Annotated in this window: 12 protein-coding genes; 3 read left to right on the top strand and 9 right to left on the bottom strand. The window is 60.9% G+C overall.

All coding sequences use genetic code 11. The annotated features are described in order from the left end of the window. Positions 1 to 11: 11 nt before the first annotated feature. The 4 genes from gshB to ACRWA7_RS17560 form a co-directional block, all read right to left on the bottom strand. Positions 12 to 986 carry a glutathione synthase gene (gene gshB, locus ACRWA7_RS17575; protein ID WP_438395200.1) on the bottom strand — a complete coding sequence of 325 codons (975 nt, stop codon included), beginning with the start codon at positions 984 to 986 and terminating at the stop codon, positions 12 to 14. 159 nt (positions 987 to 1,145) lie between these two features. Further along, positions 1,146 to 2,435, bottom strand: a complete 1,290-nt coding sequence (gene gshA, locus ACRWA7_RS17570; RefSeq protein WP_438395198.1) for a glutamate--cysteine ligase — start codon at positions 2,433 to 2,435, stop codon at positions 1,146 to 1,148. Between the two features lie 286 nt (positions 2,436 to 2,721). Next, entirely contained in the window at positions 2,722 to 4,209 is a 1,488-nt protein-coding gene (locus ACRWA7_RS17565; RefSeq protein WP_060817343.1) for an ammonium transporter, read from the bottom strand. A 35-nt stretch (positions 4,210 to 4,244) separates the two neighbouring features. After that, on the bottom strand, positions 4,245 to 4,583 hold the full coding sequence (locus ACRWA7_RS17560; protein WP_031364354.1) for a P-II family nitrogen regulator: 339 nt from the start codon (positions 4,581 to 4,583) through the stop codon (positions 4,245 to 4,247). A 469-nt stretch (positions 4,584 to 5,052) separates the two neighbouring features. Here ACRWA7_RS17560 and ACRWA7_RS17555 point away from each other — a divergent pair, with 469 nt between their 5' ends. Both ACRWA7_RS17555 and ACRWA7_RS17550 read left to right on the top strand, forming a co-directional pair. Beyond that, positions 5,053 to 5,319, top strand: a complete 267-nt coding sequence (locus tag ACRWA7_RS17555) for an accessory factor UbiK family protein (RefSeq protein ID WP_060817344.1) — start codon at positions 5,053 to 5,055, stop codon at positions 5,317 to 5,319. Between the two features lie 102 nt (positions 5,320 to 5,421). After that, the gene (locus ACRWA7_RS17550; RefSeq protein ID WP_438395195.1) at positions 5,422 to 6,999 is read left to right on the top strand and encodes a YifB family Mg chelatase-like AAA ATPase; all 1,578 of its coding nucleotides are present in this window, start codon (positions 5,422 to 5,424) and stop codon (positions 6,997 to 6,999) included. Between the two features lie 378 nt (positions 7,000 to 7,377). Here ACRWA7_RS17550 and ACRWA7_RS17545 read toward each other — a convergent pair whose 3' ends face one another. Continuing rightward, positions 7,378 to 7,965 carry a hypothetical protein gene (locus ACRWA7_RS17545; RefSeq protein WP_060817346.1) on the bottom strand — a complete coding sequence of 196 codons (588 nt, stop codon included), beginning with the start codon at positions 7,963 to 7,965 and terminating at the stop codon, positions 7,378 to 7,380. Positions 7,966 to 8,185: 220 nt separating this feature from the next. On the opposite strand from ACRWA7_RS17545, the gene ACRWA7_RS17540 reads away from it, so the two are divergent. Beyond that, positions 8,186 to 8,722 carry a peroxiredoxin family protein gene (locus ACRWA7_RS17540; protein ID WP_060817347.1) on the top strand — a complete coding sequence of 179 codons (537 nt, stop codon included), beginning with the start codon at positions 8,186 to 8,188 and terminating at the stop codon, positions 8,720 to 8,722. Between the two features lie 105 nt (positions 8,723 to 8,827). Here ACRWA7_RS17540 and ACRWA7_RS17535 read toward each other — a convergent pair whose 3' ends face one another. The 4 genes from ACRWA7_RS17535 to lipA form a co-directional block, all read right to left on the bottom strand. After that, positions 8,828 to 10,168, bottom strand: a complete 1,341-nt coding sequence (locus ACRWA7_RS17535; protein ID WP_060817348.1) for a sigma-54-dependent transcriptional regulator — start codon at positions 10,166 to 10,168, stop codon at positions 8,828 to 8,830. Between the two features lie 24 nt (positions 10,169 to 10,192). After that, entirely contained in the window at positions 10,193 to 12,226 is a 2,034-nt protein-coding gene (locus ACRWA7_RS17530) for a sensor histidine kinase (protein WP_438395192.1), read from the bottom strand. 46 nt (positions 12,227 to 12,272) lie between these two features. Next, entirely contained in the window at positions 12,273 to 13,580 is a 1,308-nt protein-coding gene (locus tag ACRWA7_RS17525) for a dicarboxylate/amino acid:cation symporter (protein WP_060817349.1), read from the bottom strand. Positions 13,581 to 14,025: 445 nt separating this feature from the next. After that, positions 14,026 to 15,027, bottom strand: coding sequence for a lipoyl synthase (lipA, locus tag ACRWA7_RS17520; RefSeq protein ID WP_438395191.1), 1,002 nt, complete (start codon positions 15,025 to 15,027; stop codon positions 14,026 to 14,028). Between the last annotated feature and the right edge of the window lie 13 nt (positions 15,028 to 15,040).

Raw genomic sequence — 15,040 nt, 5'->3', positions numbered from 1 at the left:
GAAAGACGCCTCTAATTCTTGGACGCACTGGTTCCGACAGCACGCTCAAGAGCATCAATGAACATGCCCGCCACGTCAAAGCCCGTCTGATCCATGATTTCGCGAAAGCAGGTCGGGCTCGTCACGTTCACTTCGGTGAGATAGTCGCCGATCGCGTCGAGACCAACGAGCAGCAGGCCGCGACTGAAAAGCGTCTGCCCCAGCGTCTCTGCGATCTTGCGATCGTTCTCGGTCAGCGGTTGCGCCCGGCCCAGTCCACCCGCAGCCAGATTGCCGCGCACTTCATTGCCTTGCGGAATCCGCGCGAGCGAATACGGCACGGGCTCGCCGCCAATCAGCAGGATGCGCTTGTCGCCATCGGTAATTTGCGGGATGAACTTCTGCGCCATGACACTGCGCGCGCCGTTCCCGCTCAGCATTTCCACGATCGTGCCGAGATTCATGCCGTCGGCCTTCACGCGGAAAACGCCCATGCCGCCCATGCCGTCGAGCGGCTTCAGGATCACGTCGCCGTGTTCTGCGTGAAAAGCACGCAGACGGTCAGCGTCGCGAGTCACGAGCGTCGGCACCACGAATTGCGGCCATTCGCCAATCGCGAGTTTTTCCGAATGATCGCGGATTGCCTGCGGTTTGTTGAAGATACGCGCGCCGGTGCGTTCGGCCAGTTCGAGCAGCCACGTGGACGTGACGTATTCCATGTCGAACGGCGGGTCCTTGCGCATCAGGACGGCATCGAACTGTTTCAGGTCGCGCAGTTCCGGCGTGCCCGCCACATGCCACGGCGAGCGGGCGGAATCGGCTTCGTCGCCCACTATGGACACGCGCTGCACCAGCCCTTCGACCTTGCCCGACACCCACGCCAGGTGCTGCGGCTCGCAGGCGTAGAGCGTGTGCCCGCGGCGCGCGGCTTCGGCCATCATGGCGTAGGTCGTGTCTTTGTAAATCTTGAAGTGATCGAGCGGATCGGCGATAAAAAGGATGTCCATAAGCGTCCAGAACGGCCGTTCGGCCTTGGTTTATTCAATGAAGCGGCGCAGGGCAATCCGAGCGGCCTGCAGTACGCGATTTTTAACACGTTGCGTGCGTTCGCGCCTGACGTGCAAACGGCCGCAACTCGTGCGGCCGTCGTCTTCCAGACATGAAGCTTAAACCTGAATCGCTTCCGGATCGGTCTTTTCCAGTTCCACCGATGCCGCCAGCAGCCCCAGCCGCGCCACCACGCCATACATGTAGAAGCGGTTCGGCGGCGCTGCGCCGGGTTTCGCCTGGGCGTCGGGCAGCGCGGTGTGCTCGAAGCCAAGCGGCACGAAATGCATGCCCGGCGCATTGAGATTCTGATCGCGGTCACGCGAATCGTGCACACGATAAAAGCCGCCGACCACATACCGGTCGATCATGTACACCACCGGCTCGGCGACCGCGTTCTCCACGCGCTCGAAGGTGTGCACGCCTTCCTGGACAATCACGTCGTGGACCTGCAAGCCGTCCTTCGCGTCGTTCATCTTGACGCGCTCGCGCTTGGTCAGCGCGGCGACTTCGCTAGCGTCGTGCACGGTCATCACGCCCTTGCCGTACGTGCCGGCGTCGGCCTTGATCACCACGTACGGCTTCTCGCTGATTCCATATTCGCGATACTTCTTCGCGATCTTCTTCAGCACGCCGTCTATGGCGTCCGCCAACTCCTGCTCGCCCGTGCGCGCCTCGTAATCCACGCCTTCCACATGCGCGAAATACGGATTGATCATCCACGGATCGATTTCCACGAGTTTCGAGAATTTCTTCGCGACGTCGTCGTAGCAGGAAAAGTGGTTGGATTTCCGGCGCACCGCCCAGCCCGCGTGCAGCGGCGGCAGCAAATACTGTTCGTGCAGGTTTTCCAGCACGGGCGGAATGCCGCCCGAAAGATCATTGTTCAGCAGGATCGAGCACGGGTCGAAATTCTTCAGACCCAACCGGCGAGGCGTGCGCTCGAGCGGTTCGAGCACGATCTTCTGGCCGTCAGCCAGCGCAATGGTAACGGGGCCGTGAATGTTTTCGTCGAGCGTGCCAAAACGGATATTCAATCCAGCCTGACGCATGATGGTCGCGAGCCGCGCAACGTTTTCCAGATAAAACGCGTTGCGCGTGTGGCGCTCCGGAATCACGAGAAGGTTTTTGGCATCGGGGCAGATCTTTTCGATCGACGCCATTGCGGCCTGCACAGCAAGCGGCAGCACTTCAACCGGCAGGTTGTTGAAACCGCCGGGGAACAGATTGGTATCGACCGGGGCGAGCTTGAAACCCGCGTTGCGCAAGTCCACCGAACAATAAAACGGCGGCGTGTGTTCCTGCCACTCCAGCCGGAACCAGCGTTCAATGGACGGTGTCGCGTCGAGTATCTTCCGCTCGAGATCGAGCAGGGGGCCGTTTAACGCCGTTACGAGATGCGGAACCATTGATGACTCGCGGACTTAAGAGGAAAGATTGTAGAGCAAATGCCTCACTTATTTGGGTATGAACTCCCTTTTCCCAAGCCTATTCGCACGGTTCGTGCCGCCGATCGCCCCCCGCTGACGCGCGAAAAGGCGCAGAGCTTGCACAAAAACGGGACAAAAAAATGCCCGCCTTTGTGGGCGGGCAAAATCGCTGCGCTTGTCTCGGAGCCATGCTGCTCATGCTTGAGCGATGTTCAGGGTCGAAACCGCGGCCTCTCGCGCCCGGTTTCAACCCGTCCAACAACTTTTATTCGACGTGTTCGCCATGCAGCGTCACGTCGAGGCCTTCACGTTCCTCTTCTTCCGTGACACGCAGACCCATGACCATGTCGATAATCTTCAACAGGACAAAACTCATCACGCCGCTGTAGACCAGTGTCGTGAGCACGCCCTTGGCTTGCAGGAGGATGCTGCCGTCGAATCCGCCAATGTCCTTGACCGCGAAAATGCCGGTCAGCAGCGCGCCGAGAATACCGCCCACGCCGTGCACGCCGAACGCATCGAGCGAATCGTCGTAGCCGAGTTTCGTCTTGAGCCATGTTGCCGACCAGAAGCAGACCACGCCCGCCAGGATGCCGATCACGATTGCACCGGTCACGCCAACGAAGCCCGAAGCCGGCGTAATCGCCACCAGGCCCGCGACCGCGCCCGAAATGATGCCGAGCACCGAAGGCTTACCCTTTGCCAGCCACTCGGCGAACATCCAGCCGAATGCGGCGAATGCCGTTGCGATCTGCGTGGTGAGCATCGCAAAACCGGCACGGCCGTCAGCCGCCACTGCGGAACCCGCGTTGAAGCCGAACCAGCCCACCCACAGCATGGATGCACCAATCAGCGAGAGCACCAGGTTGTGCGGCGCCATGACTTCGCGGCCGTAACCCACGCGCTTGCCAAGCACCAGACAGCAGACCAGACCGGCAATACCGGCGTTGATGTGAACCACCGTGCCGCCCGCGAAGTCCAGGATGCCTGCGGTCGCCAGCCAGCCCGTCGGCTCCCACACCATGTGCGCGATCGGCGAGTAGACGATGATCGACCACAGCGCCATGAACACCAGCATCGCGGAGAACTTCATGCGGTCAGCGAACGCGCCGGCGATCAGCGCCGGGGTAATGATTGCAAACGTCATCTGATAGACGAAATAGACCGATTCCGGAATGGTCGGAGCCAGATGGCTCACGGTCAGCGTCGTGGCCTTGTCGCCCTTGATGTAGTTCATGCCGTGCAGGAACACGCGCGAGAATCCGCCAATGAACGAGTTGCCCGGCGTGAACGCCAGCGAATAGCCGACGACCGTCCAGATGATCGTGACCAGACAGCAGATCGCGAACGACTGCATCACGGTCGCGAGCACGTTCTTCTTGCGCACCATGCCGGCGTAGAAAAGCGCGAGGCCCGGGATCGTCATGAACAGCACGAGCGCGGTGGAGGTCAGCATCCAGGCGGTGTCGCCGGAACTGATCTTCGATGAATCCACGGAGAACGGTTCGGTCGGCGCAGCCGGTGCTGCTGCCGCGTCGGATGCGCCCGAAGCGGGGGCGGCGGCCGAGGCTGCTTCGGCGCCGGACGCCAGCGCCGTATTGGCGCTGACCGGAGATGCGGAATCTGGTGCGCTTGCAGGCGCCGCCGCGGCGGATGCAGCCGCCGGCGCCGATGCATCCTGCGCCATCACGGTGCCGGCGCTGACTCCCAGCAGCGACCCCGCCATCAACAAGGACATCAATAATTTGCGCATTCTTCTGTTTCCTCTTATCGCCGGTTCGTTTTTTCTTAGAGAGCGTCCGCGCCGGTTTCACCGGTGCGAATGCGAATGACTTGTTCAATCGGGGTGACGAAGATCTTGCCGTCGCCGATCTTGCCCGTGCGTGCCGCGCGCTCGACCGCTTCGATCGCCTGGTCGACGATATCGTCCGACACCGCTGCTTCAATCTTCACTTTCGGCAGAAAGTCGACGACATATTCCGCGCCGCGATACAACTCCGTATGGCCCTTCTGGCGGCCGAAGCCTTTTACCTCGGTCACGGTGATGCCCGAGACGCCGATCGCCGACAGCGCTTCGCGTGCTTCGTCGAGCTTGAACGGCTTGATGATTGCGGTAATGAGCTTCATGTATCCCTCGCTGTGTGTCGAACAGAGTTGGCGCTTTCGCGCCTCAATCTGGTCCCATGCCTGATCCCCCGCCGCCTCGTGGCCGCCGCGAGCGGCGTATCACGCTCTACGCCGGCCGCCCGGAAAAGCGCGCACGGACAAGGCCCGGGCCACTAATGCAACTCGTATGCCATGCGCGTGTCCGGTATGCGCATCAGGGCTCTCGCGGGGCAGGACCCGAATTCGTAGACCGGGTGGCTAACGGCGCCCGGGTGTGCTGGCGCGCACCGTGGATCGTTGCTAGAGTGCACGCAAGGTCCGGTACGAAAGCCTGGTTTTGACGGTTTTCCCAATTTGCGGCAACACGCCGCGCCAATGTGCACCGTCTTTCGTTTTGCGAAACATCGCGCACCAAATTGGATCATCCGTAATGCCGGGGCACTGAGCTAACAACGACTGCACTTTTATGGTGCGAAAGAGGAATGACGGTATGAAACAGCCGAACGATGTATTCAATGACTTCCAGGCCAAGATGAGCGAGTTGCTCAAGAATTCGCCGGCCAAGGACATTGAAAAGAATATGAAAGCGATGCTTTCGCAAGGCTTCTCAAAGCTGGATCTGGTTACGCGCGAAGAATTCGATACTCAGACGCAAGTGCTGGTGCGCACCCGCACCCGGCTGGAAGAACTCGAACGGCGGGTAGCACAACTGGAAGCGAAGGCAGCGGGTTCAACGTCCTCAAGCGTTCAGGATTGACCTTAAGGAACTGAAAGCGTGTCATCGGCCAAGCGAGCCGTGATGTTGAGTCAATAAAGCCGGCGCCTTGCGTTTGCGAGGCACAGGCAGCGGGGAAAAATCATGTCGCTTGCTGTGGTACGCAGCCGCGCGCCCGCGCCCGGGCGCGCGCCGGAGGTGACCGTCGAGGTTCATCTCGCCAATGGATTGCCTTCATTTTCAATCGTCGGCTTGCCCGACCTAGAAGTCCGTGAAAGTCGCGAGCGCGTTCGTGCCGCGCTTCAGAATTGCGGTTTCGACTTTCCAGTGCGCCGGATCACCGTCAATCTCGCTCCTGCCGACCTGCCCAAGGAAAGCGGCCGGTTCGACTTGCCGATTGCATTAGGCATTCTTGCCGCGAGCGGCCAGATTCCTGTTGAAGCGTTGCTGAATCGCGAATTTGCGGGGGAACTGTCGCTGACCGGCTCGATCCGGCCAATGCGCGGCGCGTTTGCCATGGCTTGCGGCGCCGCGCGGCAATACGCGAGCGCCGTGGTGCCGGAAGGCGCGCTCGTTCGCGACACGGACACACGCATGCCCGAAATATATCTCCCGTCGGCGAGCGCGGCGGAGGCGGCGCTTGTGCCCGGTATTCAAGTGTTCGGCGCACCTGATCTGCCCACTTTGTGTGCACATCTTTGTGGATCGGAGAACGGTCGGCTCACGCCTGTTCGCAGCGCGGCGCTCGACTCTCCATTGGATCGTCGCGTGCCCTTGCCCGATCTTGTCGATGTCATTGGTCATCCCGGCGCGCGGCGTGCGCTGGAGGTTGCGGCGGCAGGTGGACATCATCTCTTGATGATCGGACCACCGGGCGCAGGCAAGTCGATGCTCGCGGCCCGCTTGCCCAGCCTCCTCCCACCAATGACCGACGACGAAGCCCTGACTTCGGCCGCGATACTTTCTGCGAGCATGCTGGGATTCAGTCCGGCGCAATGGCGTCGGCGGCCGTTCCGGGCGCCGCATCATTCATCAAGTTCGGTTGCGCTTGTGGGCGGCCGCAATCCGCCGCAGCCGGGCGAAATCACGCTGGCGCATCTGGGCGTGCTGTTTCTGGACGAATTGCCTGAATTCGACCGGAAAGTGCTGGAAACGCTACGCGAGCCACTGGAAGCAGGGCGCATCACGATATCCCGGGCCGCGCATCAGGCCGATTTTCCGGCAGCGTGTCAATTGGTCGCAGCCATGAATCCGTGTCCGTGCGGCTGGCGAGGCGATCCGAACGGACGTTGCCGCTGCACGCCGGAAATCGCCGCGCGTTATCTGCGAAAACTGTCGGGACCGCTGCTGGATCGCATCGATATCCAGATCGAGCTGCCTGCGTTGTCTCCGGCGGAACTGTCGGCGAGAAGCGCTCTGGTGGGCGAGACAAGCGCCGTCGTGGCGCGCCGTGTCGCCGATGCCCGCAAGCGCCAGCTTCAGCGGCAGGGCAAGACAAATCGCGAACTTGACGGCCGCGAAGTCGATAACGTGTGCCGTCCCGACGCGGCCGGCGAAACGTTGCTGCGCGAAGCGGGTGAGCGTTTTGGCTGGTCAGCGCGAGCGTACTACCGGGTGCTCAAGGTAGCCCGCACCATTGCTGATCTGGCAGATGCGGAATCGCCGAGCGCGGGCCATCTCGCCGAGGCGATTCAGTACAGGCGGGCGTTTGCTTCAACCTAAGGCCGGCAGTCTATGTGGCGAAAGAAAATCACGTGTCAAGACTTGACTTATGCACACTGGACCGTTCCTTGTTTCCTTAACGTCAGATCAAATGCGGATTTTGGCAACACCTCGTAGTCGATTGATTTTAATGACTATTTAACATTGCCGAGAATCGAGGCAAAGCAACGGAAGCCGCACGGGACGGGCGCTTGCAGCTTGCCGGACCACCTTTTCCACAAAGTTATCCACAGCCTCTGTGGATAGTTTAAAAAACTGAGATAAATCCTAGTTTTAGGCTTACATGCTTGTCTAGATTCTTAAAGGTGAAACGTCCCTTTGGCGTCAATCAACTAATGAAATGGCGGTTAAAAACGGGGGATCGGCACCTGCAAATACTTAATAAAGCTTGAATGAAGAAAAAAACTGATCGACTTGCTCCGCTGGCGGCGCGTTCGTCGAGACGATCGCCAATTGATACGCATGCGTGCCCTTTGCGATAAAACGCGCGCGAATCTGGCGTGTTTCGCGACTCTGGCCGTCTTCGCGCGTGCCGTTCACCGCGATTTCCGAGCCTGGCAGCCGCCCTCCCGCAGCGACTTCGATCTCGACCGGATGCGCCGCTGGCGCAGCATTCAGGTTGCGCGCCAGGCCATGCTGGAGAAAATCGAGAGCGGCTTGCTGCGTGGCGGGCTCTCCATTGGGCAAGTCAATCGTTCCGACGGCAAAAACCGCATCGCCTGCTTCGGCGGTCTGCATCTTCATGTGCATCGCCTTTCCGGCGATTTCGACGTCGCGCGCATCCGAACGGGGCTTGGCGGGGAAAGTCACTTCGTAGGCGTCGTCATTGTTCTGGATCGTGCGCCAGTCGTAGGCCGGCGTGCAGGCAAGGAGCACCGCGGCCGTGGACAGCAAAGCGGTGGCTCTGAACAGCACGCGACGCAAGGCGGAGTATGGTGAGGATGCAGTTGCAGAAAATCGGTTCATTGGAAAGCAGCGAGAGAAAACGTAATTATCCGCTGCCTGCCTCAATGGTGCTGCTGCCATGCTGGGGACGCTTTTCCGGTAAAACGCTTTTCTGAGATTAGGGCTAAAATGCGCTGCATCCAGTAGTTCAGCAATATTCAGCAATGCGTGGCAACCGCGCGAATCCGCCGCAAAGCCGCTGCAAACAGACGCCTTTCAATCGAGTACGGCCGAGGTTTTCATGTCAGAGAATTCACAGGCTTCATCTGCGCGCGGCAAAAGCCCGCTGCGCTACATCGTCATGGCGGTCGTGGCGGGCGTGATCGCGTGCACCGGTTACTTCGCGTTTGGTGGGCAGCAACGCGTGCCGGATGCGACCTTCACGCTCTTGTCCGGACAGAAGGTTTCGACATCGACGGATCTCAAGGGCAAGGTCTACCTGATCAATTTCTGGGCGACGAGTTGCGAGACGTGCATGAAAGAGATGCCCGAGATGATCAATACGTACAACCGCTTCAAGGGCCGCGGCCTCGAGTTCGTTGCAGTCGCCATGAACTACGACGCGCCCATGTACGTGAACAACTACGCGCAGACGCGCAACCTGCCATTCAAGGTCGCCATGGACGACGGCAGCGCGGCAAAGCAATTCGGCAATGTGCAGCTCACGCCGACCACGTTCGTGGTGGACAAAGACGGCAAGATCCTGAAGCGCTACGTGGGCGAGCCGACGTTCGCTGAACTCGATGCCTTGCTGGACAAGGCGCTGAACGCCGCGTGAGCGTGAGAATAAGCATGAGCCAAAACGGCTAAAGAGCCTTACCGCAAAACGCCCGGCTGGACGTTTCCAAGCCGGGCGTTTTTGTTTTCAAGCATCCAGGAATCCCTAGCGCTCGCCATCTCCCTTCGCGGCAAGCCCATAGCGCTTGATCTTCTCGTAAAGCGTCGCCTTGCCCAGTTGCAGCCGGTCGGCCGCCGCGGCCACCACGCCGCCGCATTGCTCCAGCGCCTCGCCAATCACCGCGCGCTCGAACTGCTCCGTGCGCTCTTTTAGCGACTGCGTGGCGGCATCGATCGGAACGCCGGTTTCATCGATGATTCCAAGCACCATCCTGTCCGCCGCGTTGCGCAATTCGCGCACGTTGCCCGGCCAGTCGCGCTGCATCAGCTCGGCTCGCTGCCGGTCGCTCAAAAGCGGCGCGGCGCGCTCGTAGCGCACGGCGGCATCGAGGAGAAAATGTTCGAAGAGCGGCACCACGTCCTCGCGGCGCTCGGCAAGCGGCGGCAGCGTGATCGTCACCACGTTCAGGCGGTACATCAGGTCGCGCCGGAACGTGCCCGCCGCGATGTGCTCCGCCATGTCGCCTTTTGCCGCCGCGATCACACGGCAATTTGCGCGAATAGGCTGGTTCGAACCCAGCCGCTCCAGCACGCCGTCCTGCAACACGCGCAGCAGTTTCACCTGCAGCGCGAGCGGCATGCTTTCAATTTCATCGAGAAAAAGCGTGCCGCCGGACGCGTGCTCCAGCTTGCCGATACGCCGCTTCTGCGCACCGGTAAACGCGCCGGCTTCATAACCGAACATCTCGGATTCGAACATCTGCTCGGGCAATGCGCCGCAATTCACCGCAATAAAGGGTTTGTCGCGGCGTGGCGAGAGATCGTGCAGACTGCGCGCGATCAGTTCCTTGCCGGCTCCGGTATCGCCGTTGATCAGCACGGACGCGTCGGTCGGCGCCACGTTCGCGATCAGCTTGCGAACCTGCTCAATCGCCGGACTGCGACCGATGATCCGTGGCGCCACACTGCTCTGACCCGCAAGCTCGCGCCTGAGTGCGCGGTTTTCGAGCACGAGCTTGCGCCGTTCGAGCGCACGCCGGACCGCTTCGATCAACCGCTCGGACGCAAACGGCTTTTCGATGAAATCGTACGCGCCGTCGCGCATTGCCTGAACGGCCATCGATATGTCGCCGTGGCCTGTGACCAGGATCACCGGCACTTCGGGCGCCCGCTCGTGACATTGCGCGAGCAACTCGAGGCCGCTTGCGCCCGGCAAGCGGATATCGCTGACTATCACGCCGGGAAAACTCGCGTCGATGGCCCGTGCCGCGCCCTCCACGCTGCCGAACGCTGCGACGTCGAAGCCGGCGAGCTGAAGACTTTGCACGCTCGCGCGCCGCACCAGTTCGTCGTCTTCGATAAAGATGACCTCAAGACCTGTTGTCATGGTTTCCCGTTTCTGCTCGATACGCTAGGCGCGCAACAACGTAATGACGAATTCTGCGCCCTGCGACCGGTCCGCGTCTGCTTGCGTGCCGCCTTCGGGTCCATCGACTTCGATTTGCCGCGCCACGTTGCGCGCGACCAGCGTGCCGCCGTAATCACGCGCTATCGCCGACGAAATTGCGAGTCCGAGGCCCAATCCATGCCCCATTTCCTTCGTCGTAAAGAACGGCTCAAATAGACGCGGCAGGATATCGGCGGCAATGCCGGGGCCGTTGTCGCGCACCACGATCTCGACCGTGGTCTCATGGGTGAGCAATTCAATCTCGATACGCGGAACATCGCACGATTGCACCGCATCCAGCGCGTTGCCAATCAGGTTGATCAGGATCTGCTCCAGCCGCAGATCCTCGCAGCGCACGTGAAGCGGTGGCTGACCGTCCGCGCTCAACGCGACTTTCACATGTTTCAAGCGCGGCTGCAGCATGGCGAGCACGTTGCGCAATGCGCGGCGCACGTCGGTGCGCGCGTTTTTTGGACGAGCTTTCGCCACGAACAACTTGAGCTGGTTCGTGATCTTGCCCATGCGTTCGGTGAGCGCGGCGATCGCTTCCAGATTTTCGTTCGCCGCCACATGATCCCCGCGTTCGATAAACACGCGGGTGTTATCGGAGAAACTGCGCAGCGCGGCAAGCGGCTGATTCAGTTCATGCGTGATGCCCGCCGCCATTTGTCCCAAAGCGGCAAGTTTGCTCGCCTGGATGAGTTCGTCGTGAGCCGCGCGCAGGTCCTGCTCGGCGCGGGTGCGCTCGCTCACCTCCTTCGTCAGCAACGCATTCGCCTGCGACAAATCCGCCGTGCGCTCCGCCACGCGTTCGTTGAGCTCGGCGTAAGCCGTCTGCAACAGCGCGCGGCTGCGGATCATTTCGCGCACGCGCGCGCGGCGCATGCGCCAATAAAACGCCACCGAACATAGCGAGATATACAGCAGCGCCGTAACAATGGTCGCGCTGCGCGCCGCATCCACGGCTGGCGCGAGCGACACCATCGTCATCAGGTGCCAGTCGGGCTCGCCGAGCGCGCGCTGCGTCGCGAGATAACTCGGCGCGTCGCGGCCACCGCCCACGCGCACGATCTGCGCGCCGCCTTCAAGCGTCCGAACGATGGTCATCGGCAGCGGCGTGACCGGATGTTGCGCGTATTGCCGCGCCGAATAAACCGATGCCTCGACGTCCTTCGGCAACGGCCGCAGCGTGTGATATTTCCACTCCGGCACGGAGGAGAGGAAGATCACGCCGTGGTCATCGGTCACGAGCAGCGGTTCGGTGGCGTCCGCTCCTTGCAGCCATTCCAGGTTCAGCTTAACGACCGCCACGCCGATAATCTCGCGCGCCGCGCCCGCGGACGGCCCTTCCCTGAAAACCGGCTGCGAGATGAAATATCCGGGCTCGCGCGAAATGGTGCCCAGCCCGAAAAACCGGCCCGTCCCACCGTTGAGGGCATCGACGAAATACGGGCGGAACAGATACTCCGCGCCCACGAAACTGTCCGGTCCGTTCCAGTTGCTCGCCGCCACGCAGCGCCCGTTGGCCTGGATGATGTAAGTCGCCGTCGCGCGCGCGTGCGTGTTCAGGTCCTCGAGATAGCGGTCCGCCCGGGCCGCGTAGCGCGGGTTTGGATCGGCGAGAACTTCCTGCACGAACGGATGCCGTGACAACAGATACGGCAGATATTCGTACCGGTCGAGCGTGCTTTTCAGCTCGGCGGTTGTGCGGTCGACGCGCGTCGCCGCATTCTGGCGAAGGTCATCCAGGCCGCGCTGCCACGCAATGCTCCACGTGAGCGCGCACACGCCGCACAGCGCCGCAAGAAGAACGAGGAAAACCAGCAAACGCCGCGTCACGGGAACGGGTTCCAGTCGGTTGGATCCCCCGATTGTGGCACGCGCCGCTTCGAACGACGCCTCGGACCCCGCACGTTCAGCAAAGCCCGCGTCCGCCGCGCTGGCATCGGTAAACGCACGCGGCGAAGCATCCGCCAGAGAATGCTTCGCCGCTTTCATTGCTGTTGGTTCCTTAGTGCGATCGGCTGAATCGCCGTGGCGACGATCAGGAAACCGTCTCGGCTTCGGTATCGACCGCGCCGTGCCTGAGCTGATCGCGCAGCTTGTTGCGGTCCAGTTCCTTTTCCCACGCCGACACAACCACGGTCGCCACGCCGTTGCCCACAATATTCGTCAGCGCGCGGCACTCGCTCATGAAGCGGTCGATGCCAAGAATCAGCACCATGCCCGACAGCGGAATGGTCGGCACCACGGCAAGCGTTGCGGCCAGCGTGATGAAACCCGCGCCGGTCACGCCGCTTGCGCCCTTCGAGGTGAGCATGGTCACGGCGAGCAGCGTCAGTTGCTGCGTCCACGTGAGGTCGGTGTTCGTCGCCTGGGCAATAAACAGCACGGCCATCGTCATGTAGATGTTCGTGCCGTCGAGATTGAACGAATAGCCGGTCGGCACCACGAGGCCCACCACCGAGCGCGAGCAGCCGAGCTTTTCGAGCTTGAGCATCAATTGCGGCAACGCGGCTTCAGACGAGCTCGTGCCGAGCACGATCAGCATTTCTTCCTTGATGTACGCCACGAAGCGCAGGATGTTGAAGCCCACCAGCCGCGCGATGATGCCGAGCACCACGACCACGAACACGACCGATGTCAGATAGAACGTGCCGATCAGCTTGAGCATGGGAATCAGCGAACCGATGCCGTACTTGCCAATGGTGAACGCCATTGCGCCGAACGCGCCGATCGGCGCCAGCTTCGTGATGATGCGCACAATGCCGAACAGGATATGCGACAGCCCTTCGATAAACCCCGTCACCACGCGGCCTTTCTCGCCCGCCGTGGCCAGCACCGCGCCGAACAGCAGTGCGACGAGCAGGATCTGCAGAATTTCACCTTGTGCGAACGCCGACGAGATCGTGTCCGGAATGATGTGCAGCAGGAAGTCGGTCGTCGACTGGCCGTGCGCCTTCGCAGCGTACGAAGCAACCGCCTTGCCGTCGAGCGTGGCCGGATCGATGTTGAAGCCCACGCCCGGTTTCAGCAGGTGCGTGGCGGCGAGGCCGAGCACGAGCGCAAAGGTGGAGACGATTTCGAAGTAAAGCAGCGCCTTGCCGCCCACGCGCCCGACCTTCTTCATGTCTTCCATGCCGGCAATCCCGGTCACGACCGTACAGAAGATGATCGGCCCGATCACCATTTTGATGAGCTTGATGAATCCATCGCCGAGCGGCTTCATGTCGGTGGCGAGCGCGGGATAGAAGTGCCCGAGCGCAATACCGATGGCAATAGCCACCAGCACCTGCACATACAGGACTTTATAAAAAGGTTTCTTGACGGTTGTCACGGTGGTTGCGGGCATGGTCGGCGAATAGCGAAAGGGTGAAACAAAAACGCGCCGGCGCTCGATTGCGGCGATGCGCGTTTGGCGTCGGCAATGATCAGGTCAGGTTGAATGGGATGGGTTGCATCGAATCGTCTCCCTGTTTTTTTGCGGCCAGTTGGCCTGCCTTCCATATTGCAAGGTCAATGCCAGTTTTTAACCCGCGTGAGACGTTGATTTTTAAGGGTTTTTAGACGCCACGAAACGATAAGAATCCGTGTTTCCGGAATCCTGTATAAACACCGTCCGACGATCCGGACGGCATTCGGGTAATCCCTTAGAGGCTTTAAATACGGGCTTTCCCGAGGTTTTTCGCGATCCGGATTCACGGTTCCATTGCTCGCGATTTCCGGGCAAACAGACGCCGACAGGCATAAAAAAACCCACGTTTCCGTGGGTTCTTCAAGCATTGGTCAAAAAGAGCCTAGACCGCTCCGACCAGTCCCGCATCGTGCGCCTGCTGGTCGGCGTGATAGCTCGAACGAACCATTGCGCCAACCGCCGCGTGCGTGAACCCCATCTTGTACGCTTCTTCCTCGTACATCTTGAACGTATCCGGGTGAACGTACGAACGCACAGGCAAATGGTGTTCCGACGGCTGCAAATACTGGCCAATGGTCAGCATATCCACGTCGTGCGCACGCAGGTCGCGCATCACCTGAAGGATTTCCTCTTCCGTTTCGCCCAAACCAACCATCAGGCCGGATTTGGTCGCCACTTCCGGATGCAGCGCCTTGAAGTCCTTCAGCAATTTCAGCGAATGCGCGTAATCCGAACCCGGACGCGCTTCCTTATAAAGACGCGGCACCGTTTCGAGATTGTGGTTCATCACATCGGGCGGCGCGGCGGTCAGGATACCGATTGCACGATCAAGCCGGCCGCGGAAATCCGGCGTCAGGATTTCGATGCGCGTCAACGGCGAGTGCTCGCGCACCTGCCGGATACATTCCACGAAATGCGCGGCGCCGCCGTCGCGCAGGTCATCGCGATCCACGCTCGTGATCACCACATACTTCAGCTTCAGCGCACCTATGGTGCGAGCCAGATTCAGCGGTTCGTCGGCATCGAGCGGATCGGGGCGGCCGTGGCCCACGTCGCAAAACGGGCAACGGCGCGTGCATTTGTCGCCCATGATCATGAACGTGGCCGTCCCCTTGCCGAAGCATTCGCCAATGTTCGGGCAACTCGCTTCCTCGCACACCGTGTGCAGGTTGTGCTCGCGCAGGATCTGCTTGATTTCGGTGAAACGCGAACTGCCGGTCGCGGCCTTCACGCGAATCCACTCCGGCTTCTTCAGCTTTTCGATGGGGATGATCTTGATCGGGATGCGCGCCGTTTTTGCTTGCGCCTTTTGCTTGGCGGTGGCGTCGTAGGGAACAGCGGGCGATGCGCCCTGTGCTGCGATGTTTGCGGTTACGTCAGTCATTCGGTCGGTCCAT

It is taken from the genome of Caballeronia sp. DA-9 (assembly GCF_051615025.1).
GTDB classification, from domain to species: Bacteria; Pseudomonadota; Gammaproteobacteria; order Burkholderiales; family Burkholderiaceae; genus Caballeronia; species Caballeronia sordidicola.
Note: the sequence above shows the minus strand (reverse complement) of the source record. Positions and strands in the feature narration are given on the sequence as shown.